The organism is Micromonospora sp. LZ37, from assembly GCF_059359015.1.
In genome coordinates, this window is the sequence record NZ_JCADBL010000008.1 from 15,706 (window position 1) to 41,324 (window position 25,619).

The 25,619-nt window shown below is 71.7% G+C and carries 20 protein-coding genes; 5 read left to right on the forward strand and 15 right to left on the reverse strand.

The features are described 5' to 3' along the window. Positions 1 to 86: 86 nt before the first annotated feature. The 5 genes from AC5L3Z_RS17450 to AC5L3Z_RS17470 form a co-directional block, all read right to left on the reverse strand. Positions 87 to 1,652, reverse strand: a complete 1,566-nt coding sequence (locus AC5L3Z_RS17450) for a right-handed parallel beta-helix repeat-containing protein (protein WP_494843274.1) — start codon at positions 1,650 to 1,652, stop codon at positions 87 to 89. Between the two features lie 285 nt (positions 1,653 to 1,937). Beyond that, a complete protein-coding gene (locus AC5L3Z_RS17455; RefSeq protein WP_334524974.1) occupies positions 1,938 to 2,060 on the reverse strand; it encodes a ribosomal protein bL36 in 123 nt (40 codons plus the stop codon). Positions 2,061 to 2,341: 281 nt separating this feature from the next. Further along, the gene (gene cydB / locus AC5L3Z_RS17460; RefSeq protein ID WP_494843275.1) at positions 2,342 to 3,376 is read right to left on the reverse strand and encodes a cytochrome d ubiquinol oxidase subunit II; all 1,035 of its coding nucleotides are present in this window, start codon (positions 3,374 to 3,376) and stop codon (positions 2,342 to 2,344) included. 3 nt (positions 3,377 to 3,379) lie between these two features. After that, positions 3,380 to 4,804, reverse strand: coding sequence for a cytochrome ubiquinol oxidase subunit I (locus AC5L3Z_RS17465; RefSeq protein WP_494843276.1), 1,425 nt, complete (start codon positions 4,802 to 4,804; stop codon positions 3,380 to 3,382). 167 nt (positions 4,805 to 4,971) lie between these two features. Next, on the reverse strand, positions 4,972 to 5,478 hold the full coding sequence (locus AC5L3Z_RS17470) for a hypothetical protein (RefSeq protein WP_494843278.1): 507 nt from the start codon (positions 5,476 to 5,478) through the stop codon (positions 4,972 to 4,974). 393 nt (positions 5,479 to 5,871) lie between these two features. Between AC5L3Z_RS17470 and AC5L3Z_RS17475 the strand changes: the two genes are divergently transcribed. Beyond that, positions 5,872 to 6,849, forward strand: coding sequence for a GGDEF domain-containing protein (locus tag AC5L3Z_RS17475; RefSeq protein WP_494843280.1), 978 nt, complete (start codon positions 5,872 to 5,874; stop codon positions 6,847 to 6,849). A gap of 40 nt (positions 6,850 to 6,889) precedes the next feature. On the opposite strand, the gene AC5L3Z_RS17480 is transcribed toward AC5L3Z_RS17475, so the two are convergent. Together AC5L3Z_RS17480 and AC5L3Z_RS17485 are read right to left on the reverse strand one after the other, a co-directional pair. Beyond that, positions 6,890 to 7,330 carry a hypothetical protein gene (locus AC5L3Z_RS17480; RefSeq protein WP_494843282.1) on the reverse strand — a complete coding sequence of 147 codons (441 nt, stop codon included), beginning with the start codon at positions 7,328 to 7,330 and terminating at the stop codon, positions 6,890 to 6,892. 178 nt (positions 7,331 to 7,508) lie between these two features. Then, entirely contained in the window at positions 7,509 to 8,195 is a 687-nt protein-coding gene (locus AC5L3Z_RS17485) for a hemerythrin domain-containing protein (RefSeq protein ID WP_494843284.1), read from the reverse strand. A 200-nt stretch (positions 8,196 to 8,395) separates the two neighbouring features. Between AC5L3Z_RS17485 and AC5L3Z_RS17490 the strand changes: the two genes are divergently transcribed. Further along, positions 8,396 to 9,025, forward strand: a complete 630-nt coding sequence (locus tag AC5L3Z_RS17490) for a TetR/AcrR family transcriptional regulator (RefSeq protein ID WP_494843286.1) — start codon at positions 8,396 to 8,398, stop codon at positions 9,023 to 9,025. Positions 9,026 to 9,072: 47 nt separating this feature from the next. Here the strand turns inward: AC5L3Z_RS17490 and AC5L3Z_RS17495 are convergent, their stop codons facing one another. Continuing rightward, positions 9,073 to 9,462 carry a nuclear transport factor 2 family protein gene (locus AC5L3Z_RS17495; RefSeq protein WP_494843288.1) on the reverse strand — a complete coding sequence of 130 codons (390 nt, stop codon included), beginning with the start codon at positions 9,460 to 9,462 and terminating at the stop codon, positions 9,073 to 9,075. Positions 9,463 to 9,760: 298 nt separating this feature from the next. Here AC5L3Z_RS17495 and AC5L3Z_RS17500 point away from each other — a divergent pair, with 298 nt between their 5' ends. After that, positions 9,761 to 10,159 carry a hypothetical protein gene (locus tag AC5L3Z_RS17500; RefSeq protein WP_494843290.1) on the forward strand — a complete coding sequence of 133 codons (399 nt, stop codon included), beginning with the start codon at positions 9,761 to 9,763 and terminating at the stop codon, positions 10,157 to 10,159. 107 nt (positions 10,160 to 10,266) lie between these two features. Next, a complete protein-coding gene (locus tag AC5L3Z_RS17505) occupies positions 10,267 to 10,821 on the forward strand; it encodes a dihydrofolate reductase family protein (protein WP_494843292.1) in 555 nt (184 codons plus the stop codon). Between the two features lie 75 nt (positions 10,822 to 10,896). Here the strand turns inward: AC5L3Z_RS17505 and AC5L3Z_RS17510 are convergent, their stop codons facing one another. Continuing rightward, entirely contained in the window at positions 10,897 to 12,429 is a 1,533-nt protein-coding gene (locus AC5L3Z_RS17510; RefSeq protein WP_494843294.1) for a multicopper oxidase family protein, read from the reverse strand. Positions 12,430 to 12,861: 432 nt separating this feature from the next. Further along, a complete protein-coding gene (locus AC5L3Z_RS17515) occupies positions 12,862 to 13,248 on the reverse strand; it encodes a DUF2267 domain-containing protein (RefSeq protein ID WP_494843296.1) in 387 nt (128 codons plus the stop codon). Positions 13,249 to 13,474: 226 nt separating this feature from the next. On the opposite strand from AC5L3Z_RS17515, the gene AC5L3Z_RS17520 reads away from it, so the two are divergent. Continuing rightward, positions 13,475 to 14,443, forward strand: a complete 969-nt coding sequence (locus AC5L3Z_RS17520) for a hypothetical protein (RefSeq protein ID WP_494843298.1) — start codon at positions 13,475 to 13,477, stop codon at positions 14,441 to 14,443. A 167-nt stretch (positions 14,444 to 14,610) separates the two neighbouring features. Here AC5L3Z_RS17520 and AC5L3Z_RS17525 read toward each other — a convergent pair whose 3' ends face one another. From AC5L3Z_RS17525 to AC5L3Z_RS17545, 5 genes are all read right to left on the reverse strand, one after another. Next, positions 14,611 to 18,897 (reverse strand): galactose-binding domain-containing protein, encoded by a 4,287-nt coding sequence (locus tag AC5L3Z_RS17525; RefSeq protein WP_494843300.1) that lies wholly within the window; start codon positions 18,895 to 18,897, stop codon positions 14,611 to 14,613. 99 nt (positions 18,898 to 18,996) lie between these two features. Further along, a complete protein-coding gene (locus AC5L3Z_RS17530; protein ID WP_494843302.1) occupies positions 18,997 to 21,864 on the reverse strand; it encodes a discoidin domain-containing protein in 2,868 nt (955 codons plus the stop codon). Between the two features lie 156 nt (positions 21,865 to 22,020). Beyond that, positions 22,021 to 23,673, reverse strand: coding sequence for a glycoside hydrolase family 13 protein (locus tag AC5L3Z_RS17535; RefSeq protein ID WP_494843304.1), 1,653 nt, complete (start codon positions 23,671 to 23,673; stop codon positions 22,021 to 22,023). 29 nt (positions 23,674 to 23,702) lie between these two features. Further along, complete coding sequence (locus tag AC5L3Z_RS17540) at positions 23,703 to 24,590, reverse strand: carbohydrate ABC transporter permease (protein ID WP_494843306.1); 888 nt, start codon at positions 24,588 to 24,590, stop codon at positions 23,703 to 23,705. 14 nt (positions 24,591 to 24,604) lie between these two features. Beyond that, complete coding sequence (locus tag AC5L3Z_RS17545; protein WP_494843308.1) at positions 24,605 to 25,561, reverse strand: carbohydrate ABC transporter permease; 957 nt, start codon at positions 25,559 to 25,561, stop codon at positions 24,605 to 24,607. Between the last annotated feature and the right edge of the window lie 58 nt (positions 25,562 to 25,619).

Consider the following 25,619-nt stretch of genomic DNA (forward strand, 5'->3'; position numbering starts at 1 on the left):
CGGGCCCGTCCGGCCGTCGTCGGCCGACCGACCGGCGTCCCCACTGGCCTGCGGCGGGAGCGGGGACGCCGGGTGCGGCGGATCCGTCAGCGGTGGTCGAGCGCGCCCCGGTCGACCTTCCCGGCCCGCGCCGAGCGGGTGGCGTCGATCTTCGGGGCCAGCGCGCCGGTGCCGCTGTCGATGGCGGGGCTGCCGCTGGTCAGGCGGAAGTCGCCGGCGGCGGGGTCGCGGAAACCGGGGTCACCGGTCAGCAACCGGGCGTCCCTGGGCCCCTGGTACGACCCGACGACGAGGTTGCTGTCGAACCGGACGTTCCGGCTGTCGCCGGTGCCGACGGCCTTCTCGCCACGGCCCGCCACGACGATGTTGTTGGCGACGGTGACGTCCTCGGCGCGGACCACGCCGAGGTCGGAGTCGATCGCCGGGTGGGTGGCGTTGCGGTACAGGGTGTTGTTGACGACGTCGACGTGCAGGCTCTGGAAGACGTTGATGCCCCGGCCGCCGTTGTCGTAGGTGATGTTGTTCTCGACCAGCGTCCGGCCCGCGTAGGGGGCCTGGCTCAGCGGCGGCGCGGCGAAGCTCTTGTTGTTCGTCGAGTCGACGATGATGCCGTTGCCGTCGGTCACCGCCTTCAAATCGACGCAGATGCACTTCACCAGCATCTTGTTGCCGTACGAGACGTTGCCTCGGATGATCATCTTGTGGCCGGTGCCGGCGTCGGAGTTCCAACTGCCGTGGAACGAGATGCCACTGCCTCCGTAGGGGGAGTAGAAGCCGTTGAAGGCGGTGACGTTGTTCTCGACGGTCACGTGGTCGGCGAACTGGGCCGAGATGCCGACCAGCGGGCAGTCGGTCGCGGTGTTCCCCCAGATCACCACGTGGTGCGGCCGGACCATCGGCCGCTGGTTCTTCTGCACGTCCACGGCGATGCAGTTCGCGGAGATCGCCGGATCCGAGCCGTCACCCCGCTGCGCCTTCCGGATCTGCTGCGGGGTGAGGTTGGCACGCTGGCCCTTCACCGTGAAGCCGACCACCCGGATGTACGCCGCACCGGCGCCGACGTGGATGCCCTGCCAGTTCTTCCGCATCGGCCGCACCACCGGCCGCTCGCCCGGGTAGGCGGCGTAGGTGATCCACCGGTCCGGCGTGCCGGGGCGGGTGATGTTGAGGACGTTCCAGTTCTCCGGCGAGGTGTACTCCCCGTCGCCGACGAGCACCGTGTCACCGGGCCGCGTCATGTCCGCGGCCCGTTGCAGGGTCCGCACCGGCGTGGCCCGGGAGAGCCCGTTGTTGCTGTCCCGCCCCCGGCCGGAGACGTACAGGTGACGGCCACCCTGGGTGGGCGGCAACTGCGTGGCCGACCAGTTCGGTCCTCCGATGCCGGCGCCGGCCGACGCACCCGCCGGCCGCGGCGCCGGGGCCCCGGTCGACGCCGGCGCGCTCGGCGCGGAGGTCGCCGCATCGGGCGACGGACCGGGCGCGGCGTCGGTGCGGGTCGCCTCCGCCGACGGCGAGCTCCGGCCCACCGGCTCCACCTTGGCGTCCTTGCAGCCGGCCAGGGCCACCGCCACGGCCAGGGCCACGACCGCGCCGGAGACGGGCCCCCGAGCCGACCAGGAACGCCACCGCGCACCGCGTGCACGAACCGACATCGTCATATCCTCCCGGAACTGTTTCAGCGGATGACTGAACGCCGGGGACGATAGCGAAGAACGGGTTCCGTAACGGCATCGAAAGCCGCCGGAACCCCCCACTTATGACAGTTTTAAGACCAGCCCCGCATCCCTCCGAGAAATTGATAACGAAACCAACATGACCGAAACCGGCGGCCGACCCCCTCCGTGGATCATGCAGTTGTGGTGCCCCGCGAAAGCCGCGGAGCGGGGCATGACGCCCACCACAACTGCATGATCAACCCCCGTGGGTGCCGGGCGCCGTCAGCCCTGGCGGGTCTTCTGCCGGGGGTCGGACTTGTTGATGACGTACGTCCTGCCTCTGCGGCGTACCACGATCGAGTTCGCCTTGTTCTTCAGCCCCCGCAGGGAGTTCCTCACCTTCATCGCGAACACCTCATTCCGGCTGCGTGTCAGGGCCTGCCTTTGTCGCGTACCGAAGTCCGCGTACCCGCCGGGAATCCGGCCATTCGTCGGGCGCCGGCCGGCCCAGGGCGGCGCACGCGTCCGCGGCGAGGCCGACATCGCCGTGGGAGCCGCCGGCCTGGCGGGCCCGCTGGGTGGAGCGGATGGAGCCGGAGCAGCCGGTCGCCGCGTGACCTCGCCGCCACCGCCGATCGCGCTCACCACCGCGGGAGCGGCGGCGCGGCGCGGCGCGGCGCGGCGGGTCAGTAGCCCTGGTCCAGCCCGCCCTGGTGGGGGCGGACCCGTTCGCGGAACACGTGGTAGTTCCAGGCCTGGTAGCCGATGACCAGGGGCAGGAAGATGGCGCCCACCCAGGTCATCAGCACGAGGGTGTAGTGGCGGCTGGCCGTCTCGTCCAGGGTCAGGCTGTAGGCCGGGTCGATGGTGGACGGCAGCACGTCGCCCCGGGTGAAGAGGGCGATGAAGACGGTGACGGTGGCGAAGACGATGGTGAGACCGCTCATGGCGAACGCGAGCGTGTCGCGGCGCAGGGACAGGGCGAGCCAGATGCTGGCCAGGGTGGCGAACGCCGCGATGGGGAAGAGCCACGGCAGGATCCCGAAGTTGGCGAACAGCCCTTCGGTGACGTAGCCCAGCACGACGAACCCCACGGTGGCGACGGTCGCGAGCGCCCCCCAGCGCAGGGCCGCCGTGCGGGCGCGGTCGTGCAGCGGGGAGCCGACATGCAGCCGCAGCAGCAGGAAGTTGGCGCCGTGGAGCATGAACAGCAGCAGGGTGGCGAGGCCGCCGACGATCGAGAAGGGGGTGAACAGGTCGCCGAGGTCGCTGACCACCCGGCCCTCCTGGTTCACCGGCAGCCCTTCGATGATCTTGGCCATGATGAGCCCCCACAGGAACGAGGGGATGAGGCTGCCGGCGAAGGACATCCGGTCCCAGAAGTCGCGCCACCGCTGGTGGTCGACCTGGTTGCGGTACTCGAAGGAGACGCCGCGCAGCAGCAGGGCCAGCAGGATCAGGACGAAGAGCGGGTACATGCCGCTGAAGACGGCGCCGTACCAGGCGGGGAAGGTGGAGAACATGATGCCCGCCGCGGCGATCACCCAGACCTCGTTGCCGTCCCAGAACGGGCCGATGGTGCCGGTCAGCGCCCGCTCCTCGGCCTCGGTGCGGGCCAGCAGCGGGCGCAGGATGTCGACGCCGAAGTCGAAGCCCTCCAGGAAGAAGTAGAGGGTGAAGGTGAGGGCCACCAACCAGAACCACAGCGTCACCAGGTCCACGCGTCAGTTCTTCCTGTCGTAGCCCTGGAAGCCGTCGCCGAAGTAGCTCGGCGCCGGGGTGGAGACCAGTTGGGCTTCGGGCTTGTGCCGGATGCCGGCGCGGGCGGTGACCGTCAGCAGGTAGATGTCCAGGCCGATGAGGCCCAGGTAGACCACCCACAGGCCGACCAGGCCGGTGAGCACCTCGGCGACGGAGTTGGCGCTGACGCCCTCGGCCGTGGTGAGCAGGCCGTAGACCATGAAGGGTTGCCGGCCCAGTTCGGTGACGATCCAGCCGAGGAAGTTCGCCACCCACGGCAGCGGCACCAGGAACACCAGCAGGCGCAGGTACCAGCGGGTGCGGTCGAGGCCGTCGCGTCTTCGCCACCAGAGGAACAGGCCGGTGAAGGCGGTCAGCAGCAGGAGCCCTCCGATGGTGACCATCAGCCGGAACGACCAGTAGACCGGGGTCACCGGGGGGACGTACTCGCCGGGCCCGTAGCGACGCTGGTACTCCTCGTTGAGTTCGATCATGCCCTGGTAGCGGCCCTCGAGCCGGTTGAAGGCGAGCACCGAGCCCAGGTACGGGATCTCGATGTTGAACGAGTTGCTCCGCTGCTCCTCGTCGATCCTCGCGATCAGCGACCAGGGGGCCGGGGACGCCGAGGTCTCCCACTGCGCCTCCATCGCGGCGAACTTCATCGGCTGGTCGACGCGGGCGACCTGGGCTTCGGTGTGCCCGCTCGTCGCGGAGAGCACCGTGCCGATCGCGGCGAACACCAGCGCCACCCGCAGCGCGGGGCCGAACACCTCGGCGTTCTGCCGGCGCAGCAGGTGGAAGGCGCAGATCGCGAGCGCGAAGAAACCCGCGACGGTCCAGGCGCTGCCGGTGACGTGGGCGAAGTACAGCCACGCCTTGTAGTTGAAGAAGACCTCGCTGAAGCTGACCAGTTCCGCGCGGTCGCCGACGATCCGGTAGCCCACCGGACGGTGCATCCACGCGTTGGCCAGCACGACCCAGAACGCGCTGATCTGGGTGCCGATCGCCACCAGCCAGATGCTCGCCAGCCGCGCCCACGCCGGCAGGCGGTCCTTGCCGAACCACCACAGGCCGATGAAGGTGCTCTCCAGGAAGAACGCCATCAGCACCTCGAGCGCGAGGGGCACCCCGAAGATGTCACCGACGAAGCGGGCGTACTCGCTCCAGTTCATGCCGAACTGGAACTCCTGCACGATCCCGGTGACCACGCCCACCGCGAAGTTGATCAGAAACAGGTGCCCGAAGAAGTTGGTCATGTTCGCGTACGTGCCGCGCCGGTCCTTGCGGACGAACGCGATGGTCTCCAGGACGGCGATGAACAGGGCGAGGCCGACCGTGAGGGAGACGAAGAAGAAGTGGAAGATGCTGGTGGACGCGAACTGGAATCGCGAGAGCTCGATCACATCCATGGCCGTGACCTCCTGGGCGGCCACCGGATGAGGGCCGCGAGTCGCGCGGGGACCCGCACCGCGCAGTCACGGTAACCAGTCGCGGGGCTGGGGCGCGGGAAATCCGGCAAACAACCGGATAACGTACGCTCTGCCGCGCGCGACGCCGGCCGGCCGGGTCGGCGCCGTCACCGGAGTCGGCGGTTCCACCAGCCCGGCTGCCGCTCAGCCCGCTCCCTGAGTCGCCAGTGCTCGGCGTGCTGCGTCGCGATGAGCACCGGCACCAGCCCGAGCGTCAGCAGCGCCAGCCAGCGCGGCGCCGTCCGGTTCTCCCGGGCCAGCGCGACGAGGGCAGCGCCGCCGGAGACGTACAGGATCGGGTTGTAGAACGGCATGAGCTCCGGCCCGAGCCCCTCGCACTCCTGCAACCAGGGCAGGCCGAGGCGGGTACGCCGACGCGGCCAGCCACGGAGGTGGGCGAGCACCGCGGCCAGGCCGACCGCGTTGCAGACGGCGAGGGCGGCGTCGCCGGACGCCGGGCGGGTCCCGGCCGCCCGCCACACCGTCCCGGTGCCCAGGGCCCACACCCCGGCGGCGGGCAACGGACCCAGGATCGACGCGGCCGGCATGCCGACCCCGGCCCCGAGTTCGAAGAAGACGTGCGCCGCCACCCCCGCGGTGGCGAGCCTCGTCATCGGCCGGTGGCCGGGCCGGGCCCGGTCGCCGGCTCTCCACCCCGTCCTGCCTACCCCCAAGGCGAGATCCTCTCGGCGTCGGACACCGACCGTCGCCGGCCGGGCCACGGACGTACCCCGAGGTCGCGGCCCTACACCCCGGCCCTCCCGGGGCGCCGTCGGTGGCTGCGGGTAGCCGCGCCGCCACCGGGAGGGAACACGGGACGGGTGGAACCCCGGTTCGACCGACCGGTGACCGCACCGGTATTGACGGTGAACTGACGCACACCCTTGAATGTCGGGGTGGTGACATCCGCCTTCGGAGCGGCCTCGACACGCACCACCGACACGACTCACCTCGACCGGCCGCGCCGCCCCGTCACCTGGAGACGGCGACACGGGGCCGTCGCCGCGGTGGACGATCGGGTGCACGGGCGCCGCCGGAGGATGCTGCTCAGCGCGGCGTTGCACGTCGTGTCGCACGCCATGGCCATCGGCTACTGCCTGACCACCCTCCACGAACCGAACCGGGCCCTCATGCTCACCGCCTACGGCTGCGGGATGGCGTCCGGCATCGTGGGCATCTGGGCCGCGCGGACGGTGACCACGAAGGCCTCCGGATACCGCGTCTCGTTCACGATCCTGCTGATCGCGCTCGTCGCGGTGACGCTGGGCGCCTACTGGGACGGTGGGGCCGCGTCACCGGCCGCCCTGGGCTTCGTGACCACGACCGTCTTCGTCGCCAACTACACGCCACACCTGCCGCTGACGATGGGGCTCGAAGCGGTGATCATCGGGGCGTACCTCGCCGTCGCCGCCACCGGCCAACCGACCCGGCCCGGTCACGTCTTCCTCTACGTCGCGGGCATGCTGGTCCTGGTCTCGGTCTGTTCCACGCAGGCGCGGATGCTGGCGCGGCAGCGTGCCCAGCTGCGTACCCTCGCGGCGCTGGACCCGCTCACCGGCGCCCTGAACCGGCGCGGCCTGGCCGAGTTCGCCGGGCGGCTGCCCGGCGGTGGCCGGCCCGGCCCGTCCCTGCTCTGCCTGGACCTCGACGACTTCAAGCTCGTCAACGACCGGCTCGGGCACGCCGCCGGCGACGAGCTGCTCCAGCGGACCGTGGCGGCGGTGCGAGGAGCGCTCCGCGACGGAGACGCGGTCGCCCGGATCGGCGGCGACGAGTTCGTCGTCGTCCTGGTGGACGCGGACGCGGCGATCACGGAGACGGTGCGGACGCGGATCGGTGCGGCGGTGCGCCACCACACGGGCGTCAGCATCGGCGCGGCCACGGCCCCGCACGACGGGAACACGCTCGAGGCCCTGATGCAGGTGGCCGACCAGCGCCTCTACCGGGTCAAGCAGGACCGGCACCGGGCCGCTCCACGCGGGTGACGCTCCCGATCCCGGGGGCGGCGTCCCGCGCCGAGCCGGGTCAGCGGTTCGTCTTGTGGACGGTCCGCCGGTTGCCGAAGGACTCCATGGTGGTGGCCTTCTTCGCCGGTGCCCGGGTCGCCGTGGTCGCGCGGGCCCGCGAGGGCGTGGCCTTCTTCGCCGGCGCCTTCTTCGCGGGCGCTCTCGTCGCGGGCGCCTTCGCGGCGGTCGCCTTCTTGGCGGCCGTCGCCTTCGCGGTCGGCTTGCGCGCCGGGACCGCCGTCGCGGAGGTGTGCTTCTTCCGGGCCACCCGGGCCGTGGTCGGGGTGGGCTTCTCCCCCGGCGACTTGGCCGCGCTCGCCCCGGTGGCCCGTTTCGTGGCGGTCGCGACCTTCTTCGCCGCCGCCTTCCGGTTCATCGGGGCCTTGCTGGCCCCGATGCCCTTCCGGGCGGAGGTGGGCCTGGTGGTGGCCCCGGTCTCGCTCCGTCGGGCATCGGCCATCGTCGCTCCTCCTCGGGTGGGTTGCCGAGGCCCGCACCGACGGTGCTGCCGACGGGACAGGCCCTGTCCGGCCGGGTCGGGCCGACCGGCGCCGGTGTCTTCCCCCGCCCCTGGGGGCCAAACTTCGGGCAGCGCCGGCGGCGCACGGCCGGCGCTACGGGATCCGGGGGGTCCCGCCCTACGCCGTGCCGACGCGCGGCGGGGTCGGGGTGCCGTGGATGGTCCGGGAGTGCGCCGCGAACGCCTGCGCCGCCACGCCGGCGATGACCGGACGCGCCTCCTCGGGCATCTGGGAGATCGCCTTCTGGACCACCTCCGGGTCGCCCTCGTACATCATCAGCCCGAACATCAGCGGCAGCAGCTCGACCGGGGTGTCGCCCGCGCCCTCGGCGACCATCCGGTCCCACTCGCTCGCGGTGACGTGCTTCTCGATGAGCGGGAGGACCTGCTCCTCCTCGACCCGGAGATGCTCGTCCAGGGCGGGGCGCATCCGGTCGAGGACGGCGGCGACGGCCTGTGCGGCCTCGCGGGTGGCGGTGTCGCGCCACGCCGCCGTGGCCGCGCGCAGCTCGACGGTCAGCTCATCGATGGTGTGGTGCTGCTGCTCCATGAGACGCACCACCGGGGCGATCTCCGCCGCGCCGCGCTCCAGCAGCCTCGGCCAGAGGTGGGTGTCCTCGCTGTGGTGATGGTGGGACAGCACCCCCTCGATGAGTTCGATGTGCCGGACGAGGACCTCCGCGCGCTGCCGGTCGCCGGGGGCGGCGCCGCGGACGAGCTCCGGCAGCAGGGTGAACTCGCGGCGCATCATCGTGTGCGCCATGTACATCTCGCGCACGTCGGCGCGCGGTTCCGGTCCGGTCATGTGGTGCTCCCTGGTCACGGTGGCGCCCGGCCAGGGTGGCCGAGCGGCTGGCGGTGGGGCGGGTCGCGGCGCGCCCGCGGGACCCTCTTATGTACCAATAGGTAAGGAATTGGACACTAGCAGGGCGGGGCAGCCGCCGACAAATTTTTGTACCGGACGGTTGTGCCGAGCTACCCTGACATCGAGATGGAGGTGGCACCGTGACCCAGCGGGGCAGACCGCGCGCATTCGACGACGAGCAGGCGCTCGACCGGGCGATGGAGGTGTTCTGGCGCCACGGCTACGAGGGCGCCTCGCTGGCGGAGCTGACCGCCGCGATGGGCATCAACAAGCCCAGTCTCTACGCGGCGTACGGCAACAAGGAGGAGCTCTTCCGCAAGGCGGTCGGCCGCTACGCGGAGACCGAGATGGCCTACGCCCGCGACGCCCTGGACCAGCCCACCGCCTACGAGGTGGTCGCCGCCTTCCTGCGGGCCAACGTGGCGGCCCTGACCCGCCTGGACCGCCCCGCGGGCTGCCTGTCCATCCAGGGCGGCACCGCCTGCGGCACCGACAACACCAACGTCGCGGAGTTCCTCGCCGCCAGCCGGCTGGCCGGTGAACGCCAGCTCGCCGACCGCTTCGTCCGGGCCGTCGAGGAGGGTGACCTGCCCGAGGAGAGCGACCCCGAGACGCTCGCCCGCTTCGTCATGGTCGTCTCCGAGGGCCACGCCATCCATGCCGCCGCCGGAGTGTCGCGGGCTCAGCTGGAGCAGTCCGCCGAGATCGCCCTGCACGCCTTCACCGCGGCGGCCAGGATCGACCGGCCGCGACCGGCCCCGGCGGGCTGACACCCGCCGGGCGCCCGGCTGCCGGCCCGCCGAGCCCGCCCAAAGGGTCAGGAGACCGGTGCGAGGTACTCGTGGAATCCCACCACCTGCCCACCGCGCACGACGAGGCGGATGCTGTGCCGTCCCTCGTACGGCTGACCGAAGAACTCCCCGCGGCTGTGGTCCTCGAAGACCATGCCGTCCTCGGTGGCCGTCCCCCGCACGGACAGGATCTCGGTGATCCGGTTTCCCTCGCCGCCGAGCTGGCCGCAGAACTGGACGAGCTTGTCCCGCCCGTCCCGGCCCACGTACCGCCCCTGGGCGGGGGGATACGGCCACACCACCTCGACCTCGTCGGCCAGGAGGCCGAAGAACTCCTGCCACCGACCGGTCGACAGGCCCTGGCAGAAATACTCGTACGCCCGCTCGGCGCGAGCGACGACATCATCGGACGACATTGCTGATCCCTTCCGGCTCGACTCACCACTGGCGGCCACCGCCCATCACCGAGGAACAGACGCCCAGCTCCGGGTGGCGTGGACGGGTCAGTCGGCGAACCGCCCCCTGACGCCGGTCCGCAACGCTAGACCCGGGCCGCGCGAGCGACCATGCGAGATCGTCCGGGATTCCTGCGCCATCCGCCGAACCTCGAACCGGCCGGCGGCGGCCCGAGGCTGGGTCGGCGGCTCGACCGGGCGCCACTCGGGCGACTTCTGCCGGCACCACCCGGCCGTGGCCATGGAATACCGTCGCGTGGTGAGCTACCAGATGTGGGTGCAGCGGTTCGTCGCGGGCGGGCCGGCCCCGATGCCCGGGGCGGCTTTCGGGGCCGTCTTCGGGCCGTACGTCGACCGGCTGGAGCCGGAGTACGGTTGCGCGCACGTCACGGTCCCCGACGGGGGTGACGCGACCTTCTACGGCGGCCTGTCCGACGTGGAGTTCGACAGCCTGATGATCAGCCACTTCTCCCCCGGTCAGGTGCTGGACCTGCTGGTCGAGTTCGCCCGGCGGGCCGACGCGGTGGTGGTTCCGCCCGACTGCCCCACGATGTTGACCGTCGAGGACCAGCGGGACGACCTTCCCCAGGAGCTGCGTGCCGAGACGGTGGTCGTGGCCGACGGCGCCGGCGTCGAAGCGGTCCTGGCAGCCGGCTGACCCGGTCCGGCGGCCGGTCGCAAGCGCACCTGAAGCGAATCGTAAGCGGGCTCTGGCAGTGTTCCGGGTGTCACCGAAACCCGGACCGGACATCCCAGGAGATCACGATGCGCAGGATCATCAACTCGACCTACCTCACCCTCGACGGCGTCATCGAGAACCCCGCGTGGACCATGCCGTACTTCGACGACGAGGCCGCGGCCTTCGCGGGCGAGCAGACGGACGCCGCCGACGCGCTGCTGATGGGCCGCCGCACGTACGACGGCTTCGCCGCCGCCTGGCCGAACATGGACGAGAGCGACCCGACCACCGGCGCGGCCTACTTCAACAGCGTCAAGAAGTACGTCGCCTCGACCACCCTGACCGACCCGGAGTGGAACAACACCGAGGTGCTCCAGGGGGACCTGATCGAGGAGGTCACCAAGCTCAAGGCCGGCGAGGGCAAGGACATCCTGATGTACGGCTACGGCGTGGTCACCCACGCCCTGGTCAAGGCGGGGCTGGTGGACGAGGTCCGGTTCTGGATCCACCCGGTGCTCCAGGGCGGCCCGTCGATCTCCTCCCCGCTGGGCGACGTGCCGACCACGCTCGCCCTGGCCGACACCCGGGTCATGAAGAGTGGCGTGATCATCGCCTCCTACCGGCCGGTCGCCGGGCAGTGACGACCGCCCGGCCGTGGCCCGGGGACACCCGGGCCACGGCGGCGCTCGGCCACCCCCGTCCTCGCCGGCCGCCGCTCAGCGGTGCGGGGCGTGGGCGCCGTGCCGGGGCGGGCTGCCCACGGACTGGCCCGGTGCGACCACCACGAACTGGCCCATCATTCCGGCGTCCTCGTGGTACAGCAGGTGGCAGTGGTACATGTACGGCACGTCCGGGTCACTGTGGTCGGTGAAGCGCAGGGCGATCCGGATCGGCCGGTGGGGTGGGAGGTAGACGGTGTCCTTCCATCCGCTCAGCGCCGGCGGCGGCGCCTCGCCACCGACCGTCAGCACCTGGAACTGCACGTCGTGCACGTGGAAGTTGTGCGGCGTGCCGTCCCGGTTGACCACCTCCCACACCTCGGTGGTGTCGCGGGTGGCGGCGAAGTCGATCCGGTCCATCTCCATCGAGCGGCCGTTGATGCCGCGCCCCAGGAACTCCAGCGTGCGGGTGGTCGCGGCCGACGCGGGGTCGAGCCGGTCCATCGGCGCCAGCGCGTCGGGCACCGCCGGCGACGCGACGAGGCGGTCCGCCGCGCGCAGCTCCAGCACGTCGAAGCGGTCCCGGCCGCCGGCGAACCGGTCGGCCAGCGCCCCGGCGCCCAGGTCGGGACCGGTGCTGCGCAGGGTGATCCGCTCCCCCGGGCGTACGGTCACCACGATCTCGGCGCGCTCTCCCGGGGAGAGTCGCACCCGGTCCAGTCGGGCGGTACGCGGCAGCAGCCCGCCGTCGCCGGCGATCAGGTCGAAGCGGCGGCCGTCGGCGAGGCCGAAGTCGTAGAGGCGCGCGGTGGAGGCGTTCACCAGCCGCAGCCGGACCCGCTCGGTGGTGACGTCCAGGTACGGCCCGACGGTTCCGTTGACCAGCAGGGTGTCGCCCAGCACGCCGACGCTGGAGATACTGTTGCGGGTCCTGCGGAACTGGCCGCTGCCCGAGAAGCTCCGGTCCTGCACGATCACCGGTATGTCGTCCACGCCGTAGTGGCGGGGCAGCGGCAGGGCCGCCTCGCGGTCGTCGTCGAGCAGGAACAGGCCGGCCAGGCCCCGGTAGACGTGCTCCTCGGTCGCGCCGTGCGGGTGCGGGTGGTACCAGAGGGTCGCCGCCGGCTGGTCCACCGTCCAGGTGGGTGACCAGGTGGCGCCCGGGCGGATCGTCTGGTGCGGGCCGCCGTCCATCCGGGCCGGTAGGTGCATTCCGTGCCAGTGCACGCTGGTCTCCTCGGCGAGCCGGTTGACCACGTTCACCACCACCCGCTCCCCCCGCTTCGCACGCAGCGTCGGGCCGAGGAAGTCGCCGTCGAACCCGGCGGTGCGGGTACGCCGGCCGTCGCCGCGGAAGTCGCGACCGCCCTCGCGCGCGAGCAGGTCGAACACCCGCCGCCCCTGCCCGTCGACCCGGGAGGCCGCCAACGGGGGTACGGCGAGCGGCCGGACGAAGTCGACCTCGCCCACCGTGTCGGTGCCGGCGCGGGCGAACGCCCAGCCGCCGACGGCGACGCCGCCGCAGCAGAGGACGGCGACGACGGCGAGCACGCCGACGAGCACGCGGGCCAGGGGTCGTCGTGCGGTCACGGTGGCACCTCCGGTGGGGTCGGTACCAGTAGCGTGACTTCATATCAGCGGCGTTGCCAGCGGCCCGGGCCGAGTTCCGGGACCGCTCCGGGATGCCCCTGATCGGGCGGCTCCGGGATCACCCGCCCATCGGCCCGGCGCGACCGGCCGGCCCGGCCCGCCGCCGGCAGCACGGGGTGGCAGCTGGCGCCCCGGCACGAAGCGCAGCCGGGGCGCAGTTCGGGGCCACCGGGGGCGCGTTCCGCCGCCGCCGGGGCGCAGTCGGGGGCGTTCCGCCGCCGCCGGACGCTGTCGGGCAGCGCCCGGAGCACCGGCGCCGCCGGATCAGGGAGGGGTCAGCCCGACGCGAACGGCCCGGCGACCGGGGTACCGGTCGGTGCCAGGCCGTTGCGCTGGTGGTGACAAGTTCGTGGTGGTGCGGCGTCGGGCCGGTCAGGGGCCGTGCGGCAGGGGTTCGGCCAGCGCCCGCAGATCCGCCGGAAGCTGCGCCATGGCCCGCTGGAACTCGCGATGCCCGACCACCCGGTGCATGGTCTGGAGGACGGCGCGCACGCCCCGCTCCGCCACGGCGCGTTCCACTCCGGAGCGGTCCGCCACCCGGCGCAGGAACTCGTCGTACCCGAACGGCTCTGCGTCCTCTGTGCCCTTGACCAGCAGCGCACGCAGCGGGTCCGCGAGGTGGTCGGCCACGGCCGCCGCTTCGCCGCCGCTGATCCGCTGCGACAGGGTGCTCAGAGTGGCCTCGGTCAGCGACTGCGCCGTCTCCGGCGGTACGCCCGCCCGTGCGGCGACCTTGTCGAAGAACTTCAGCTCGACCATGCCATGTCCTTCCGTGGCGGAGGCAACTGGCTACCCTCGGCTACCGGCCACAAACGTGACGGGACGGAGCAGGAGGCTGGCGGATCGAGCCCCCTGGTCGGGAAATCCGAACAACAATCTGCTTGGATCTGTTGTCTTATTTGCCCGAAAAATACCTTCTATGTCGATAGCGTCGGACCTGCCTTCTCGACAGTCGAGAGGGGATCGATCGAGTAGAGGCGAGAACGTGAAACTAATCCGGCGACTTTCCACCACCGCTGCGCTGGCGATCGCGGCCACGGGTGGTGTGGTGGCGTCCATCGGCACCCCCGCGCTCGCACAACCCGGCGACGCCAGTGCCCGAGGAGTGGTGGTGGGCCTCGCCGCCACGGTGGCGGGGGTTCCCGTGATCACCGCGGGGGCCGTCATCGGCACCGCGACCGCGCCCGCCGGGGGCGGCACGGACAGCGACACCGCGTTGGCCATCACCATCCCCGGCGCCCTCGGCGTCACCGCCTCCGGCACCGTGGTCGAGGTGACCGCCACCCGCGGGGCCACCGCCTCGTCCGCCAGCGCCGAGATCGCCGACGTGGCCCTCGCCGTGCTCGGCACCCCGGTCCTGGACGCGGAGGCGATCACCGCCGCGGTCACCTGCCCCCAGGTCGGCGCGCAGTCCGCCGACACGACCTTCACCGGCCTGGAGTTGTTCGGTGAGCCGGTCGACCTGCTCCCCAACACCCCCGGTGTCAGCGCCAGCGCCGCGGTCACCGTCCCCGGACTGACCGGCGCCGCCCTGAACGCCACCCTGACCAACGTGGAGACCGTCACCGCCGACGGCGCCACCGCCATCGCCGTGCTGGCCACCCTGCGACTGACCGGCACCGTCGTCGGCGGCCCGCTGCTGAACATCCCGGTCGGAACCGTCATCCTCGCCGAGGCCCGCTGCGAGCGCCCGCTCGGCCCGTCGCCGACCGCGAGCCCGACCCAACCGACGCCGTCTCCGACCCAGCCGACGCCGTCTCCGACCCAGCCGACCGCCGCGCCGACGGGTCAGCCGACGCAGCCCCCGACGGTCAGCCCGACCCCGATCCTGCCCGTCACCGGCAGCGACGCGTCCGGCCTGTGGTGGCTCCTCGGCACCGGTACCGCGTTGATCGTCGTCGGCGCGGCGGCCCGGATGATCGTCCGCCGATCCCGGATGTCCCTCGACGCGTGACGTCCGCACCCTGACCGGCCCACCACCGCGGGGGCTCCCGGGCCACGGCCCGGGAGCCCCCGCTTGTCAGGACGAATCGTGCCGTCGGCCAGGGGCTGGCCGGAGCCGGACGCGGTCCCGGCCGGCGCCGCGCGGCGCCGGCCGGGACCACCCCGCTCCCTCGTCGCTCAGCTTCGGTTGATCGTGAACGTGCTGGTGGTGTTCCGGATGTCCTGGTAGTTGTCGCTCAGCCGGAGGTTGACGAAGGTGGCGGAGCCGACCGCCGGGCCCTGTCCGGCCTCGGGCATCTCGTTGACCCAGATGCCGTAGCCGGACTTGGCGTCGAAGGCGTCACCGCTACGCCGCGCCCCGGAGATCGACACGTTGGTGAAGACCGTGTCGGTGATCGGGTTCTCCGGCCGGCCGCCGGTGTACTTCGTCTGGAACATGATCCCGGAGTACGTCGGATCGACGATGTCGACGTCCGACACCCGGATGCCGCGGAACTCCTTGGACGCCGAGAAGACCCAGATCGCCGGGAAGGTCTGTGCGCCCCAGAAGTGGCCACCGGCCCGGATCAGTGAGATGTTCTCGAACCGGGTGGGCGGGCTGGCCCCGAACCCGATGAACGGATAGCCGAAGTCCAACGAGCTGATCGTGATGCCGGAGTACGTCAGCATGTCCGCGATGTAGAGGTTGCGGAACACGTTGTCGTAGCCGCCGTACACCGCGACACCCGCCGCTCGCCAGGTCAGCGTGGCGGTCAGGTTCTCGAACACGTTGCCGTGGTTGGCCTCGGACGCCCCCTGGTCGGTGGCCGAGAAGAGCGCGAACGCGTCGTCCCCGTTGGACCGGCCCTCCGAGTTGGCGACCAGGTTGTTCGTGCTGCCGTTGGTCATGTTCACCGCGTCGGCGAAGGTGTTCCGGAAGCGGCTGTTCGTGATCTTCAGACCACTGACGCCCACCCCCCAGTACGCGCAGACGGTGTGCTCGACCCAGACGTTGTCCAGCGTCATGTTGTCGACGTCCTTCAGCTCACCCCAGACCTTCCCCGGCCCGTCCTGCCGGACGGTGTAGTTGCCGAAGAACGCGAGGTGTTCGAAGGACGACCCGCTCGCCGAGGACTGCACCCGGAAGCCGGCGTCGGTGTTCTGCTGCGTGGTGGGCGTCTGGAAGCGGGTGAACCACTGGCCCGCGCCGACCACCTTGACCGCCTTGCCGTAGACCTCGAACTTCTGGGCGGTCTCGTAGGTGCCCGCCGGCAGGTAGACCCCGACCAGGTTGCCGGTGGTGTCCATCCGGACCCGGTCCAGGGCGTTCTGCACGTCGGACTGGCCGAACCCGTTCGGCACCGCGTACCGGGCCGGGTCCGGGTTCGCCCGCGGCGCGACCTGCTCCAGGTTGATGAAGTCGATGGCGTACGTGGTGCCGTTCGCCGGATCCTTCTGCAACCGGATCCGGCTGCCCGCCGGGACCGTCGAGTTGAGCAGCACGTTCGCCTCGTCGTAGAGGTGCCGGGGCGGGCCCGCGCTGGGCGAGTCGCTCGGGCTGGCCTCCGCGCCGTAGAGCCAGATGTGCTTCGAGGTGAGGCTGATCGGCTTGTGCAGCACCCCGTTGACGTAGATGTTCAGCGTCGAGTCGATCCCGCCGCCGCCCGGCGCGTCCGGGATGGAGAAGCGGGTGACCAGGGCGTTGGCCGGCGCCTTGGTGGTCCACTCGACGTACGCGCCGGTGCTGTCGAGGGTCACCGCCCGCCGGCCGGACGCCTCACCGGCCAGGTCGCCGATGGTCCGGTTCGGCGCGAGCACCCGCGCCCCGCCGCCGACCGAGCCCTCCTCGGCCTCGTACATGTCGTACGGCAGGTTCGCCCCGCGGCCGACGAAGAGCGACCGTTCACTGGTGTTGTTCTGCCGCTTCACCGGCAGTTCGTTGGCGTCGTCGGCCAGCACCACCCGGACGGTGTACCGGCCGTTGGCCGCCGTCCAGGTGCCGAGGTCGACCGGGCCGGCGGTCGCCCCGGCGGCGATGGTGCCGCTGTACGAGCCGGTCAGCGTGCGCACCACGGTGCCCTGGTCGTTGAGCACGGTCAGCGTGATGCCGTGGGCGCCGCTCGCCGAGGCGACCGTGCCCTGGTTGCGCAGGGTCACCGCGAAGTTGACCGGGGCGCCGGCGCTCGGCGTGCCGGGCGACCAGGTCACCGCCGAGGCGACCAGGTCGGAGCTGGACACCGGGCTGACGGTCAGCGCGGTCGGGCTGGTGTAGCTGTTGTTCGCCTCGTCCTGCTCGATCACCGTGTTCGCCTCGTCGACCTTGCCGACCAGCTCGTACCGGCCGGCGTTGCGCGGGCCGATGCTCGTCGAGACGGTGGTGGACGCGCCGGCGGCCAGGGCGCCGACGGCGGCCGTGCCGACCTTCGTCGTACCCAGGTAGAGGCCGACGGCGGTGGCGGCGGAGGCCGAGGTGCCGGCGTTGCGGACGGTGGCCGACAGGGTGATCGTGTCGGTCTCGACCGGCGCGGCGGGCGACGCGGTGAGGCCGGTGACGGTCAGGTCCGGGTTCGGCGCCGCGACGCCGATCACCTGGAGCTCGGCCACCTGCCCGTTGGTGGAGCCGGAGTTCGCGGTGAACTGGAGCCGGACGTCGGCGGCCGTCGCCGAGACCGGGATGGTCACCGTGTTGCCGCTGGTCGGAGCGAACGAATACGTGGCCGCGCCGACCAGCGTGCTGAACCCGGACGCGGACTGGTCGCGGCCGAGCACCTGGAAGGTCTGGGTACGCGGACCCCAGGCCGGGTCGGGGTTGAGCTTCACCACCAGGGAACTGATCCGCGCGTTCGCGCCCAGCGCCACGGTCAGCGTGCTCGGGTACGCCCCGGGCGCGCCCTCCCAGTAGGTGCTGACGTCGTCGTCGTTGGCGTTCGCCGCGGTGAAGACGTGCACCGTCGAGGAGGCGGTGATCGGTTTGCCGACGGCGAGGTTGCCGCCGCCCGGGGTGGTGCCCTCGCGGGTGACCGTGTTGCTGTTCGCCGACACGTTCCCCGCCGCGTCCCGGGCCCGGACGAAGTAGGAGACGGTGGCGGTGTCCGGTTGGTTGTCGGTCCAGGCGAGGGTCGAGCCGTTGACGCTACCGCGGAGCGTGCCGTTGGCGTACACGTCGTAGCCGGTGACCCCGACGTTGTCGGTGGACGCGGTCCAGGTCAGCCGGATCTGACCGGCGGCCGGCCGGGTGTGGGACAGGTTGCCCGGCGCGGTCGGCGCCACCGTGTCGCCGGTGTTGCCGGTGCGGGTCACCGTGTTGCTGTTCGCCGACTGGTTGCCCGCGGCGTCCCGGGCCCGGACGTGGTACGCGACTGTCGCGCCGGCCGGCTGGGTGTCGGTGAAGGTCAGCGTGGTGCCGTTGACGCTGGTCCGGAGCACGCCGTTGGCGTACACGTCGTAGCCGGTGACCCCGACGTTGTCGGTGGACGCGGTCCAGGTCAGCCGGACCTGGTCGGTCGCCGGTTCGGTGAAGGCCAGGTTCCCCGGCGCCGAGGGCGGCTGGGTGTCCCCGGCCGCCGGGCCGTAGACCTCCAGTTCGGAGAGCTGCCCGGCGGACCAGCCGGTGTTGGCGGTGATGAGCAGCCGGACGTAACGGGTGGCCGCGGTGGGCACGGTGACGGTGACCGTGTTGCCGGCGGCCGGGTCGAAGGCGTACGCCGCCGAGGCGACCAGGGTGCTGAAGGTCGACCCGTTGGTGCTGCCCTGCACGGTCAGCGTCTGGGTACGCGCCTGCCAGCCGGCCGGCAGCTTGAGCACCAGCCGGTTGACGTTCACCGTGGCCGCCAGGTCGGCCTGGATCCACTGCGGGAAGGCGTTGTTGGCGCTCTCCCAGTAGCTGGCGGCGTTGCCGTCGTTGGCGTTGCCGGCGCCGTACACGTCGGCGTGGCTGCTCTCCGCCATCGCCTTGCCGAGCGCCAGGTTGGTCGACGAGGTGGCCGCCCCGTACACCTCCACCTCGGCGAGCTGGGCGGCGGGCCAACCGGTGTTCGCGGTGAGCGCGATGCGGACGAACCGGGTGCTGGTGGCGGGGAAGCCGATGGTCACGGTGTTGCCGTTGGCCGGGCTGAAGGATCGGCCGGCGGAGGAGACGATGGTGGTGAAGCCGCTGCCGTCCGGGCTGCCCTGCACGGAGAGCGTCTGGGTACGCGCCTCCCACGTGGCGGGCAGCTTCAGGACCACCTGGTCGATGGACCGGCTGGCGCCGAGGTCGACCTGGGCCCACTGCGGGAGGGCGCCGCCGCTCTCCCAGTAGCTGCCCTGGTTGCCGTCGGTCAGGTTGGCGGTGACGTACGGACCGTTGGTGCTGCTGGCGGTGGCGCTGAGGCCGGCGGCGAGGTTCGGGCCGCCGGCGGCGGCGGCCGGGGGCGCCGGGGCCGCGGTGACGGCCAGGCCGACCGCGGCGAGCACCGCGATCATGCGGGTACGGAATCTGGACATGGTGGGGGTACACCTTCTTCCGGGGACGTGGAGAGGCGTGTGCGGTGAGGCGAGTGGGCGGCGGGACTCCGTCCGTCGGCCGGAGTCCCGCCGCACCGGTCAGGTGGCGTGGACCTCGAACTCGGAGAGCTGGCCGGCGGGCCAGCCGGTGTTGCCGGTGAAGGTCAGGCGGACGAACCGGCGGTCACCGGCCGGCAGCGCGATCGACACGGTGTTGCCGCCGGCCGGGTCGAAGGTGTGGCCGGCCGAGGGCTTCAGGGTGGTCCAGGTCGTGCCGTCGGTCGAGCCGAGCACGGCCAGGGTCTGGGTGCGGGTCTGCCAGGCCGACGAGGGTGGCAGCTTCAGCACCACCCGGGACACCGGTCGGGCGGCGCCCAGGTCGACGGTGAGCGACTGGGGGAAGGCGTTGTTGGCGCTCTCCCAGTAGGTGCCGGCGTTGCCGTCGACCGCGTTGGTCGCGACGTACACGTCGGCGTGGCTGGTCGCGGCGACCGGTCGCCCGGCCGCCAGGTTGCCGCTCGGCGGGGTGGTGGGCGGGGGCGTCGTGGTGGGCGGGGGCGTGGTGGTCGTGCCGCCGTACACCTCGAACTCGGCGACCTGGCCGGCGGGCCAGCCGGTGTTGCCGGTGACGGTGATCCGGACGAACCGGCGCTCACCCGCCGGGAGCGGGATCGACACGGTGTTGCCGCCGGCCGGGTCGAACGGGTAGCCGGCCGAGGGCTTCACCGTGGCGAACGATGACCCGTCGGTGGAGCCGAGCACCGACAGCGTCTGGGTACGCCGCTCCCAGCCGGCCGGGAGCTTCAGCACCACCCGGTCGACGGAGCGCGCCGCGCCGAGATCGACGGTCAGCGACTGCGGGAAGGCGTTGTTGGCGCTCTCCCAGTAGCTGGCGGCGTTGCCGTCCACCGCGTTGGTCGCGGCGTAGTTCTGGGTGGCGCTGGAAGCGACCACCGGCCGGCCGAGTGCCAGGTTCCCGCCGGTCGGCGGCGGGGTGGTGGGCGGCGGGGTGGTGGGCGGTGGGGTGGTGGGCGGTGGGGTGGTCGGCGGCGGGCTGGTCGGGCCGCCGCCCCACCGCGGTTCCGGCCACGGCCCGCAGTACGGGGTGGCGGTGTACCAGCCGGAGTTGCCGGCGCCCTGGGTGATCTGGAAGCCGCTGCCGACGCAGTTGTGGATCGGGTTGGCCTGGGCGATCCCGGTGGCGCGCACGTTGGTGAAGGACACCTGGCTGGGCGCCTGCACCTGGAGGGCGTACGTGCCGGCGCCGTCGATGCGCACGTTGGTGAAGCTGATCCCGCTGGTGGCGCCCTCGATCCAGTGCAACGCGGCGTACGAGCTGTCCAGGATGTCGGTGTCGGTGACGGCGATCGCCGCGCCCTGGATCGGTTCGTTGAGCGCGGAGAACCAGATCGCGCCGACGCCGAACTGCCAGTTGTAGTCGGAGTTGCCGTTGCGGATCAGGGTGTTACGGGCGACGGTGATCGTCCCCGAGACGGCGGTCGGTCCCTGGACCCCGGGATAGCGGTTGGCGACGTGGATCCCGCCGCCGTTGGTGACCGAGTCGGCGGTGACGTTGTCGGTGATCCGGATGTCCCGCCCGCCGTAGGTGACCAGGTGGTTCGCCAGGATGGTCACGCCGATGGTGTTGAAGGTGAACGAGTTGCCGACGTTCGGCACGGTCTGCGCCCACATGGCGAGCGCGTCGTCGCCGGTGTTGCGGACGAAGGTGTTGGTCACCGTGGAGTTGGTGACGCCCCAGTGGAAGTTCACCCCGTCGGCGGTCTGGTCGAGGATCCGGCTGTTGCGGATGGTGAAGTTGTCCATCGGCCCGTCCATCCAGGCGCCGACCTTGGTGTGCTGCATCCAGACGTTGTCCACGACCGAGTTCGTCATGGCCCCGCCGATCGCGTTGACCTGGTCCTCGTCGACCCGCTCGCGGATGTCGCCGATGATCGCGAAGTCCCGCAGGGTGACGTTGCGGCTGGGCCCGCCGGCCTCGTGCGGCCGGATCTCACCGGAGTAGCCGCCACCGGGGACGTACTTGCCGTAGATGCCGGCCGCCCGCTTGCGGTCGGTGGGGTGCCGGCCGCCGAGCACCGAATGCCACGGCCCGGCGCCGCGCAGGGTCACCCCGTCGACCACGACGTGGTCCCAGAGGGTGAAGGTGCCGGTGGGGATCCACACCGTCCTCCCCTGCGCCCGGCCGGCGTCGACGGCGGCCTGGAACTTCGCGGTGGAGTCGGTGGCGCCGGTCGGGTCGGCGCCGAAGTCGGCCACCACGTCCAGGACGCCGGCCGGCTTGGCGATCGGCGCGCCGACCAGCTCGAAGTCGGCCAGGTCGATGGTGAAGGTCGGCGACTGAGCGGTCGAGGACACCTGGAGGCGGATCTTCGTGCCGGCCGGGTAGGTGGTCCCGAAGAGGGTCCGGGTCTCGTCGTAGAAGTGGTGCGGGTTGGTGTCGCCGGGGTTGTTGTTGAACGGGTAGCCGCCGTAGTACCAGCCGTACCGGGAGGTGACCGGGACGGCCTTGACCAGGGCGCCGTTGGCCCGCAGGTCGATGCTGGCGTCCCGGCCGGTGCCGGCGGCGTTGTCCGGCAGGCTGTAGCGGAAGGTCACCGCGTCGGCCGGCGCGGTGAGGGTGAACTCGACGTACTCGCCGACGGCGTCGAGGGTGACGGCCTCCCGGCCGGACGCCTCCGACGGCAGCGTGCCGTAGCGGCGGTCCGGGCCGATCTTCGTGCCGTTGTGCGCGACCTCCTCCGCCTCGTGCTCGACGAACGGGACGGTCGCGCCCCGGCCGGGGATGTCGAAGGGGGACAGCCCGGCGGCGTGGGCCGGGGTGGCGGTGCTGGTCAGCGTGACGACGGTGAGCGAGGCGGCGACGAGGGCGGCGGCCAGGGCGGCGGCCCCCGCGCGGGTGCGGACTCTTCGGGGTGGGCGCGGGACGGCGGTGGCGTGCTCGGGCATGAGCGAGGCTCTCCCTTTCGTGGCTGGTGCAGGTCCCCCCGTGCGGTACGGCTGGGCGTGGGGCGGGGCACCTCCTCTCGGGCTCGGGCCGGTCGGTCCGGCCGGGTGGCTCGGTGCCGGCGGCAGGGACGGGGCCGCCGGCACCGAGGCGTGACGTCAGGCCGGTTCGGGTCCGACCACGGACTTCTCGGGGGTACGCAGCCAGACGGCGGTGTCCGGCGGCAGCAGGTCGTCGTCGAGCGGTCCGCTGGCCAGGAGCAGCAGCCCCCGCGCCGGCAGCGGCACCGGCGCGTCGGAGAGGTTGACCAGGCAGCGGAAGCCCCCGCCGCGGCTGAACGCGAGCACCCGGGCCGGGGCGGACAGCCAGCGCAGGTCGCCGTCGCCGAGCGCCGGGTCGGCCCGCCGGATCGCGATCGCCGCCCGGTACAGCTCGAGCATGGAGTGCGCGTCGCCGGTCTGCGCCCGCACCGTCCGGTCCTTCCAGTCGGCCGGCTGCGGCAGCCAGGGCGACGCGGACCCGTCCGGGCTGAAGCCGAACGGGGGCTCCTCGCCGGACCAGGGCAACGGCACCCGGCAGCCGTCCCGGCCCGGGTCGACGTAGCCGGAGCGCGGCCACATCGGGTCCGTACGCAGCTCCGGGGGAATGTCCTCGACCTCCGCGAGCCCGAGTTCCTCACCCTGGTAGACGTAGGCGGCACCGGGCAGCGCGAGTGAGAGCAGCGCCGCCGCACGGGCCCGGGTGGTGCCGAGTTCGAGGTCGGAGAAGATCCCTTCACGCTTCTTGGCGAAGCTGAAGGTGGTGTCCTCCCGGCCGTACCGGGTGACGTGTCGGGTGACGTCGTGGTTGGAGAGCACCCAGGTGGCCGGGGCGCCGACGGGCGCGTGCGCGCTCAACGTCCCGTCGATGCTCTCGCGCAGCGCGTCGGCGTCCCAGGCGCAGCCGAGGAAGTCGAAGTTGAACGCCGCGTGCAGCTCGTCCGGGCGCAGGTAGTTGGCGAACCGCTGCCGGTCCGGCATCCACACCTCACCGATCAGTGCCCGGTCGCCGGGGTAGGAGTCGGCGATCCGCCGCCAGTCGCGGTAGATCTCGTGCACCCCGTCGAGGTCGCGGAACGGGTGCGGCCGGTCCGGCAGGGTCTCGGGCAGCGTCCCGTCCTTGACGAGCAGGCCGGCCGAGTCGATGCGGATGCCGTCCACTCCCCGGTCGAACCAGAACCGCAGGATGTCCTCGAACTCCGACCGCACCCGGGGGTGGTCCCAGTTGAAGTCCGGCTGCTCGGGGGTGAACAGGTGCAGGTACCAGTCACCGGGGGTGCCGTCGGGGTTGGTGGTCCGGGTCCAGGTCTCGCCGCCGAACTCGCCGACCCAGTCGGTGGGTCGTTGATCGCCGTTCGGGCCCCGGCCGGGACGGAACCAGAACAGGTCCCGCTCGGGCGCGCCCGGCCCACCGGCGAGCGCGGCCTGGAACCACGGGTGCGCGGCCGAGCAGTGGTTCGGCACCACGTCGACGATGGTCCGGATGCCGAGCGCGTGGGCCTCCGCGATCAGCGCCTCCGCCTCGGCGAGGGTGCCGAAGACCGGGTCGATGTCGCGGTGGTCGGCCACGTCGTAGCCGGCGTCGGCCATCGGGGAGGGGTACCAGGGGCTGAACCAGATGGCGTCGACCCCGAGCGCGGACAGGTGGTCCAGCCGGGACCGGATGCCGGCGATGTCGCCGATGCCGTCGCCGTTGCCGTCGGCGAAGCTACGGGGATACACCTGGTAGATCACCGCTCCACGCCACCACGGGCCACCGTCTGCTGTGGACACAGGCACCTGCTTTCTGAAGGTCTTCAGGGCTAACCCTTGAGGCTGCCTGTGGTCAGACCGGACATGATGTTCCGCTGGAAGATCAGGAAGATGACGACGGTCGGGAGCGCGGCGATGACCGACGCGGCGATCACGACGTTCATGGGAGTGCCACCCGAGAAGGCGTAGATGCCGACGCTGACCGTCCGGGTCTCGGGCGACGGCATGACCAGCTTCGGCCAGAGGAAGTCCTTCCAGACCGCCGTCACGGCGAAGATCGAGACGACGCCGAGGATGGGGCGGGAGATCGGCAGGATGATCGACCACAGCGTGCGTAGCGGCGTCGCCCCGTCCATGAGGGCCGCCGCCATCAGCTCTTCGGGAATCGAGTCGAAGAACCGTTTCAGCAGGAAGATGTTGAACGCGTTCGCGACCAGGGGCAGCCAGATCGCGAACGGCGAGTCGAGCAGGTTGACGTGCAGGATCGGCAGGTCGATCACGGTCACGTACTGCGGGACGATGAGGACCATCGCGGGAATCATCAGCGTCGCCAGCATCAGGCCGAGGATGACGTTGCCGAAGATCGGTCGGAGCTTCGACAGGGAGTACGCCGCGGCGGTGTCGAGCACGAGCTGGAACAGCACCGCGCCGGCCGCGTAGTAGAAGGTGTTGAACAACAGCTTGGCGAGGTCCAGGTTGTTCCACGCGTCGGCGTAGTTCTGCCACTGCGGATCCTGGGGCACCAGCGTGGGCGGGGTCTGCGCGATCTCCTGGCCGGACTTGAGCGCGCCGGTGACCATCCAGTAGAGCGGCCCGAGGAAGACGAGCGTGAAGCCCACGACGACGCCGGCCAGCAGCGTCCAGTAGATGAACCTGCCCCGCCCCCGCCTGAGCTGGGCATGGGAGATGAGGGTCCGGGTCCCGGAGTCCTGTGCCATTTCCTCGCCCCGTCCTAGTCCTGCTTCGCGCTCAGCCGCAGGTAGGCGGCGGAGAAGCCGGCCAGCACCACCAGCATGATCACGCCGAGCGCCGCGGCACCGTTGAGATCGTTCTGGAAGAACCCGTGCTGGTAGATGAGGTACGCCACCGAGGTCGCGGAATCCTCCGCACCCGCACCGTTGGCGAGGATCAGTGGTTCGATGAAGAACTGCATCGTGGCGACGATCTGCAGCATCGCCAGGAGCGCGAGGATCAACCGGGTCTGCGGGATCGTCACGTGGACGATGCGCCGCCAGACGCCCGCGCCGTCGAGCTCGGCCGCTTCGTAGAGTTCGCCGGGGATGTTCTGCAGTGCCGCCAGGTAGATGAGCACCGCGCCACCCATGTTCATCCACGTCGACGCGATCACCATCGCCGGCATCGTCATCTCGGGCGACTGCATCCACTGCGACGTCGGCAGGTGCAGTGCCTTGAGGATCGCGTTGAAGAGTCCCGCGTCGCTGGGGTCGTACGCGTAGAACTTGAAGAGGAAGAGCGCCGAGGCGGGCGGCAGCATCACCGGCAGGTAGACCAGGATCCGCAGGTAGCCCGTGGCGTGGCGGAACTCGTTGAGCAGGATCGCCACGAAGAACGGCACCGCGTACCCGAGCAGGAGCGCGAGGACGGTGAAGAGGAGCGTGTTCCGCCAGGCGGTCCAGAAGCTGGGGTCGTCGAGGATGCGGGCGTAGTTGTCCCAGCCCACCCAGGTGGTCTCGCCACGCCGGGTGCGCTGGAAGCTCATCACGACGCCGCGGACCATCGGGTACCAGGAGAAGACCGCGAAGCAGAGCAACGCCCCGATCAGGAACGCGTGCCCGGTGAGGTTGTCCCGTACCTTGCGGCCGCGGCTGGTGCGCCCCGGCCCGGCCGGGTACGGCGGCGCTGCGCGGCCCGGGTTTCTGGTGGCACCCGGGACGGTGGTGATCGCCAAGGCAACTCCTGCGAGAGTCGGTGACCGGACGGTGCGGCGCGGGGTGTGGGGGCCGGCG

Coding starts and splice junctions, on each gene's coding strand:
- AC5L3Z_RS17455 (WP_334524974.1), bottom strand. CDS start 2,060: ATGAAGGTGAGGAACTCCCTGCGGGGGCTGAAGAACAAGGCGAACTCG.
- AC5L3Z_RS17530 (WP_494843302.1), bottom strand. CDS start 21,864: ATGCCCGAGCACGCCACCGCCGTCCCGCGCCCACCCCGAAGAGTCCGC.
- AC5L3Z_RS17465 (WP_494843276.1), bottom strand. CDS start 4,804: ATGGATGTGATCGAGCTCTCGCGATTCCAGTTCGCGTCCACCAGCATC.
- AC5L3Z_RS17540 (WP_494843306.1), bottom strand. CDS start 24,590: ATGGCACAGGACTCCGGGACCCGGACCCTCATCTCCCATGCCCAGCTC.
- AC5L3Z_RS17480 (WP_494843282.1), bottom strand. CDS start 7,330: ATGGCCGATGCCCGACGGAGCGAGACCGGGGCCACCACCAGGCCCACC.
- AC5L3Z_RS17485 (WP_494843284.1), bottom strand. CDS start 8,195: ATGACCGGACCGGAACCGCGCGCCGACGTGCGCGAGATGTACATGGCG.
- AC5L3Z_RS17470 (WP_494843278.1), bottom strand. CDS start 5,478: ATGACGAGGCTCGCCACCGCGGGGGTGGCGGCGCACGTCTTCTTCGAA.
- AC5L3Z_RS17525 (WP_494843300.1), bottom strand. CDS start 18,897: ATGTCCAGATTCCGTACCCGCATGATCGCGGTGCTCGCCGCGGTCGGC.
- AC5L3Z_RS17515 (WP_494843296.1), bottom strand. CDS start 13,248: ATGGTCGAGCTGAAGTTCTTCGACAAGGTCGCCGCACGGGCGGGCGTA.
- AC5L3Z_RS17495 (WP_494843288.1), bottom strand. CDS start 9,462: ATGTCGTCCGATGATGTCGTCGCTCGCGCCGAGCGGGCGTACGAGTAT.
- AC5L3Z_RS17505 (WP_494843292.1), top strand. CDS start 10,267: ATGCGCAGGATCATCAACTCGACCTACCTCACCCTCGACGGCGTCATC.
- AC5L3Z_RS17450 (WP_494843274.1), bottom strand. CDS start 1,652: ATGTCGGTTCGTGCACGCGGTGCGCGGTGGCGTTCCTGGTCGGCTCGG.